Raw genomic sequence first — 6,150 nt, 5'->3', positions numbered from 1 at the left:
CAGGGAGGCAGTTACTTTTTAAAACTTATTAAAGCTCCGGAACTTTGCATCAGGAAATGCAGCCCGAACGGTGGCGGTATGGCCAGTAAGGGATTGCGGAGCGACGTTCCTATCAACCGAGACGAAAGATTGATGCGGGCGATGTGCTTCGCACACCTCTGAAACCCTTATTGGCTATACCGCATGTTGTGGGCAGTTATTTATTTATTTTATAGATTGTTAATATTGTTCTTTTTCCTTTTCCATCAATGCACATTAATTAATTAAATATTTAACCCGCATTTTTCACTTTTTTCTTCACCTGCCTAATATTTAATATCATAAATTGATATTACCCCATCCCAAGATCTGTAAATCAACTTAGAACCATCAAGTGAAATCACTACATACGGTATCTTAATGGTTTGTAATACTGTATAATTTTTAAACCATGTTTTATCTCCTGACTGCCCCGATGTTTTTTGATCAAGTTTTATAAACATCAGATTATCATCAATTTTTATTATTAAAGAAGAATCGTTGGGAGAGAAGTTTAGTGATTTAATCTTCGTTGATATAAAATCTTTATCCCGTATATCATCTGATTCTGACATATCTTTTATAGTGTAGTTGGAGGTTTCCGAAATCCATGTTTCTTCTTTTGCAGTTTTAGCATTCCAAATACGGACTCCTTGTTCATTGACAGTAGCAAGGCGTGTACCTGAAGGCGAAACAGTAAACCGTAATATAAGGCTTTTTCTACGTTCTTCATAGGAATACTTAAAGAATTTTTTTAATGAATCAGTCATGCAATCTATAATTTTAATGTCATTACCAAAATTGAAAAATAACTGATTTTTATCTGTAATTATCAAAGGGCCATGGTAGTCAAAATAATAAAAATCTTTACTGTTTATATCATACGTAGCCAGAGGTCCTAATTCATCGGTGTAAGAGTCCACAACAAAGTCATTAACTAATAACCCATTTTTAAGGTCAATAACTTTTGCCAATTCGGATATCCATTTAAAGCGACTGAAACTGATTTTATTTACACAATAAATCAAGTACTTATTGTCCGGAGTAAACACAAGCCGGTCACTTATAACTGTATCATTAAAAGTGAATAAAACCTTGTTTGTAGATAGATCAAAAACCTTTAGTTGATCGGGAGTAATATATGCGCCAAATTTTCCATCATTTGAAATGGCGAAGCCCCTGACTTTATCACTACCCGATAGCGGGCTTAGTATTTTTTTATCAATATCGTAACTGACACAACTCAGATCCTCAAGCCATACCATCATTTTTCTAAAATCTTTGCTAAATTTCACATTGTTGATTTTTTCATTCACAGGCACTTTAAACTGATTAGAAAGACTTATTTGTAAAGGACAGGTTTTGTTCAGCCCGCAACAGATGGAAATATCCTGATCTCCTATTTTTATCGAATACCAATTGCCAAAATCAACTGTCGATGTCAGGTTGTAGAATTTTCCTCCCTCGCCCTTGGGTAAACGGTCTTTTCCCATACCCACATAAAAGTATTCTTTGGTTATGATGGCCATATAGCCCTCACCACTGCGGGGACCGAAATACTGGTAACCATCTGGCCTTCTTTCAAAAATCATATCTTTTCCAATGCAAGAAAATGATTGAACGTTTTCGAATATCAGGCCTGGCCCTTTTTCGCAGTCGCCCAAAAGACAGGTGGAATTTACGTTTTTGGTTTCAATTTTTGTAACCTGTACCTGTTGGTTTTTGCTGAATGTCCCATCCTGGATTTGCGTGTTGGGAACAAAAAGAGTACCTGAACCTTCCATCGCATTATTCACATAATCGCCCATATAAATAAAACCTTGTGAATAAAGAAAAATTCCTTTGCCCCAGCATACATTGTTTTTTAAAAAACCAGCGTACATATCTCCATTAGGCATGATGGCAAGTGAGTAACCATTCATTTGGCCGTCCTGGAAATATCCTAAGATTGATGTTTTATCGGCTGTTACTTTTACTCCAAAACCGTTTTTGCAATCGCCATAAAAGATTTTTTCCTGTGCATGTATATGAATAAATGCAAAAATGAAAAGTACAAATAATAGTCTCGTTTTCATATGTTTTTCTTTTTTGTTTTCAATATTAATTTCAGCATTAAAAATAAAGAATGGAATTCGAATAATAAATTATTTATTTCAATTCGACGTGTCATATTATAATTGCTTTTGTCATAATTGCCCACAACGATTGTGTTGCCGCAAGTCCATTTACAAATGCTTACAATCGCTTACAAACGTTTTTTTTTCAAATATAAAAAATTTTATTAAACATATTGTTTTCAATGTATTTTTTCACCCGCCAGGCAAAATGCTTTTGCGCCCCACATATTTTACCGGCGGGCTTTTCGCTATGTTAGTTTTATTTTAGTATCGTTGCAGCTTTAACATAATAGGAGTTATAAAACAGGCAGGCACAAGTCCGCAGGTTACATTAATCCAAATTTGTCATTTAAAAATTAATTTCTTATGACCGTCATTAGAAAATTAATCATATAAGCATAAGTAAACCAGCATATTGTAATGACGAATCGACTAAGAAAATTTAACATTTTATAAAGTTTAAAATGTAAGATTTTCTATGTCCGGATTACCCCCCGACACATTGTGTGCGGGACATGCAGATTCTGCCCGCTTCCTTTCGCATTTGTCATTAGTTCATTATATTCCTAATGACAAATCTTGGTTTAAGCCGTAATGTTGAAATCCTATAACCCGCCGTCAACAGGCAGTTATCAACTGAATTTTCATTATTTTTGTGCGACAAATTCGTATGGATGACACTACTTCTTTTTTACTTATTTCTGGCTCTTATTATTTCCTTTATCTGCTCAATTATGGAAGCAGTATTGCTATCAACACCTTATACTTTTTTAAAGGTCATTGAGAAATCAGGGAAAAAAGGAGCTTTACACCTTAAAAAACTTAAACAAAATGTTGACAAGCCGCTTTCGGCTATCCTTTCTCTGAATACGGCTGCTCATACCTTTGGTGCTGCGGGTGTTGGTGCACAAGCGACATAAGTCTTTGGAGAAGCTTACTTCGGGTTGGTTTCGGCCATACTGACAATTCTGATACTCGTGCTGACAGAAATAATACCAAAGACCATTGGCGCTAAGTATTGGAGGAAATTTGCAAACATGGCCGGGGTTGTTATTCGCTTTATGATTTTTATTACTTATCCTCTGGTTATCATTTCATCATATATTACAAGGATTATCTCAAGCAAATCCACAGAACAAACCACCAGCAGGGAGGAAATTTCGGCTCTGGCAAACATTGGAGCCGATGAAGGTGTATTTGGCGAAAAAGAAAATAAAATAATTCAAAACCTGATACGCCTGAAAACTATAAAAACACACGAAGTTATGACTCCCAGAGTGGTGGTTTCCGTTGCCGATGAAAATATGGACCTCAACGATTTCCTGAAGAATAAGGAGTATTTAAAATTTTCAAGAATACCTATTTATTCAGGAAACGATGAACATATTACGGGTTATGTTTTCCGTCAAACTGTTTTCGAAAAACTTGCCGAAGATAATGTTGGCCTGAAACTGAAAGACTTGAAAAGGGAAATCGTTTTTATGCCCGACTCTATGCCTCTTTTCAGAGCCTGGGAGTTATTGCTTGAAAAAAAAGAACACATAGCCGTTGTTGTGGACGAGTATGGAGGAATGGATGGGATAGTTACCATGGAAGACATCATAGAAACACTCCTTGGGTTTGAAATTATTGACGAGAAAGACACCGTTGCAGATATGCAGCAGTTTGCCAGGGAAAGATGGAAGATGAGGCAGGAAAAATACCGCCTGCTGGATAAAATCAACAAAGGGAAAGATTAACAAAATGCTGCCACCCCGATATAAGCTGTTTAGGGTTTAATAAGGCAATCGCTCACTTTGTCAAGCTCTTCGGGATTGTCTGAGATAATTATCAGTGTGTCGTTTGCTTCAATCACCGTGGAGCCTCCGGGCGTTACGTATTTTGTCACTAATTAATTTCAAGGTCAAAACAATAAGCTCTTCTTTTTTTAAAAAAAAACTATCTTCGCAAAAAATTCAACATGAAAGTTGCCGTTACCGGAGCGAGTGGACACGTTGGGGCCAGCTTATGCCCGTTACTGATAGAAAAAGGTTTTGAAATCAATGTATTGTCATATCGCGACGACAGGTCTTTCAGCAAACTTCCCGTTCATATATTTAAAGGCAACCTTACCGCTCCTGAAACTCTGGATGCTTTTCTGCAAGGTGTGGATGTCGTCATCAATATGGCTGCATACATTTCTGTGAACCTTGATGATGACAATGCCGTTTATGAAACCAATGTTACAGGGACAAAAAACCTCATTAAAAAATGCCTTCAGCATGGTGTAAAACGCTTGATTCACTTCAGTTCCATACATGCTTTTAATGCATTTCCATTAGATAAACCCCTTGATGAGCTGCGCCCGCTTGTTACTGATTCTGAATTTATTTATGACAAAACCAAAGCAATGTCTGAAGTTTTGGTCAGGGAAGCCAACAGCGGTAAATTTGAAACCGTTGTACTGAATCCTACCTCTGTCATTGGCCCCGGCGACTACAAGCCTTCGCTCATTGGTCGCACCATGCTAAATCTTTACCATAGAAAGATTCCTGCCTTGGTTAACGGAGGCTACGACTTTGTGGATGTACGCGATGTGGCTGCGGCCACTGTCAATGCAATTACGATGGCACGCCCGGGTGAAAAATATTTGCTATCGGGTAAATGGCACTGTATACGGGAGTTTGGCGAAATTTTCGCTAAGGTTTGCGGAGTAAAAACCCCGGGTTTTATTTGCCCGTTATGGCTTGCAAAGCTTTCAGTGCCCATAGTAAGGCCTTTACTAAACAAAGAAATTAAAGTAGTTTTTAACAGACAAACAATTGAAATACTCCGGTGCAGCCATCCGGACATCTCTTCTGAAAAAGCCCGCAAAGAACTGAATTTTTCTTATCGTGAACTCTATGAAAGCATTCACGATGCATTTATCTGGTTTAAAGAGAACTCTTATTTATAATTTTTTTTCAAAAATGATATCAGAAACTTTTTTTAATCAACTCATTATTGCCTGGATGCTGATAGGGCTTATAATTTTCGGTCTGCTCTTTAAAATCACAGCCCCTTATGGTAAATTTATCAGCAAAAAATGGGGCGCACTTATCAATAACCGCCTGGGATGGATAATTATGGAAGCTCCTCCCCTGCTGGTTTTTTCGCTTTTTTTCTTTATGGGCAACAACACCGGAAATACAGTATGCCTTTTTATATACGCCCTTTGGATGATGCATTACTTTTACCGCGACCTGATATTTCCGTTCCGTCTGAAAACCGAAGGAAAAATGATGCCTGCTGCCGTGATGAGTTTTGGTATCATGTTTAATGCCTTCAATGCTTTTTTCAACGGCTATTATCTTGGATTTTTTGCAGATTACAGCACAGAATGGTTCAGCGACCCAAGGTTTATCTCCGGGTTGGTTTTGTTTGTTGCAGGCTTCAGCATCCATGTATATTCCGATAACATACTAATCAATATTCGTAAAAATTCTCATGATTATCAGATACCTCACGGAGGGATGTACCGTTTTATTTCATGCCCGAATTATTTTGGCGAAATGTTGGAATGGGTGGGATTTGCCATATTATCCTGGTCGCTGGCCGGCTTGTCATTTTGTGTCTGGACTATTGTAAATCTCTTGCCAAGGGCTGTATCCAACCACCACTGGTATAAGAATAATTTTTGTGATTACCCATCAAAAAGAAAGGCGATTATCCCCTTTTTGTATTAATGGGTTTTACATTACTTCTTCGTATTCGAAAAATCCTTTGAAGACTCCAAAAATCCATCCAAAGAAGCTTTTAAAAAACCGGGAAGTGTTAATATTTTTCTTTTTCCTTTTTACGGTGCCTTCATTAACCACATTTTCGAATTTTATATTAATGCTTCCTCCCATTTCATAATCATCTAATTCTCTAAAATCGTTTATTGTTTTTTCATTTTCTTGTTTATCCGAAACAGGAGTAATTTTTAAAGTATTAGAAGCAAAACTTGTATTACTTTTGCGATAAGGGCTGTAGATTTCCATATACTTAATTGTTT

Annotated in this window: 5 protein-coding genes and 1 pseudogene; 4 read left to right on the top strand and 2 right to left on the bottom strand. The window is 37.1% G+C overall.

The features are described 5' to 3' along the window. Positions 1-305: 305 nt before the first annotated feature. Positions 306-2,093, bottom strand: a complete 1,788-nt coding sequence (locus tag M0R16_12750) for a hypothetical protein (GenBank protein ID MCK9613741.1) — start codon at positions 2,091-2,093, stop codon at positions 306-308. 776 nt (positions 2,094-2,869) lie between these two features. Between M0R16_12750 and M0R16_12745 the strand changes: the two are divergent. From M0R16_12745 to M0R16_12730, 4 genes and pseudogenes are all read left to right on the top strand, one after another. After that, positions 2,870-3,286: pseudogene (locus tag M0R16_12745) on the top strand (DUF21 domain-containing protein). Between the two features lie 342 nt (positions 3,287-3,628). Continuing rightward, on the top strand, positions 3,629-3,874 hold the full coding sequence (locus tag M0R16_12740; protein MCK9613740.1) for a CBS domain-containing protein: 246 nt from the start codon (positions 3,629-3,631) through the stop codon (positions 3,872-3,874). A 221-nt stretch (positions 3,875-4,095) separates the two neighbouring features. Continuing rightward, positions 4,096-5,070 carry an NAD-dependent epimerase/dehydratase family protein gene (locus tag M0R16_12735; protein MCK9613739.1) on the top strand — a complete coding sequence of 325 codons (975 nt, stop codon included), beginning with the start codon at positions 4,096-4,098 and terminating at the stop codon, positions 5,068-5,070. A gap of 13 nt (positions 5,071-5,083) precedes the next feature. After that, complete coding sequence (locus M0R16_12730) at positions 5,084-5,839, top strand: DUF1295 domain-containing protein (GenBank protein ID MCK9613738.1); 756 nt, start codon at positions 5,084-5,086, stop codon at positions 5,837-5,839. A 6-nt stretch (positions 5,840-5,845) separates the two neighbouring features. Here M0R16_12730 and M0R16_12725 read toward each other — a convergent pair whose 3' ends face one another. Continuing rightward, positions 5,846-6,136 carry a hypothetical protein gene (locus tag M0R16_12725; protein ID MCK9613737.1) on the bottom strand — a complete coding sequence of 97 codons (291 nt, stop codon included), beginning with the start codon at positions 6,134-6,136 and terminating at the stop codon, positions 5,846-5,848. Positions 6,137-6,150 lie beyond the last annotated feature (14 nt).

This window comes from Bacteroidales bacterium, assembly GCA_023228145.1.
Taxonomy (GTDB): domain Bacteria; phylum Bacteroidota; class Bacteroidia; order Bacteroidales; family CAIWKO01; genus CAIWKO01.
Note: the sequence above shows the minus strand (reverse complement) of the source record. Positions and strands in the feature narration are given on the sequence as shown.

Bases quoted from the DNA above. Each gene is read 5' to 3' on its own strand.
- M0R16_12750 (MCK9613741.1), bottom strand. From the start codon at position 2,093: ATGAAAACGAGACTATTATTTGTACTTTTCATTTTTGCATTTATTCAT.
- M0R16_12730 (MCK9613738.1), top strand. From the start codon at position 5,084: ATGATATCAGAAACTTTTTTTAATCAACTCATTATTGCCTGGATGCTG.
- M0R16_12725 (MCK9613737.1), bottom strand. From the start codon at position 6,136: ATGGAAATCTACAGCCCTTATCGCAAAAGTAATACAAGTTTTGCTTCT.
- M0R16_12735 (MCK9613739.1), top strand. From the start codon at position 4,096: ATGAAAGTTGCCGTTACCGGAGCGAGTGGACACGTTGGGGCCAGCTTA.
- M0R16_12740 (MCK9613740.1), top strand. From the start codon at position 3,629: ATGCCTCTTTTCAGAGCCTGGGAGTTATTGCTTGAAAAAAAAGAACAC.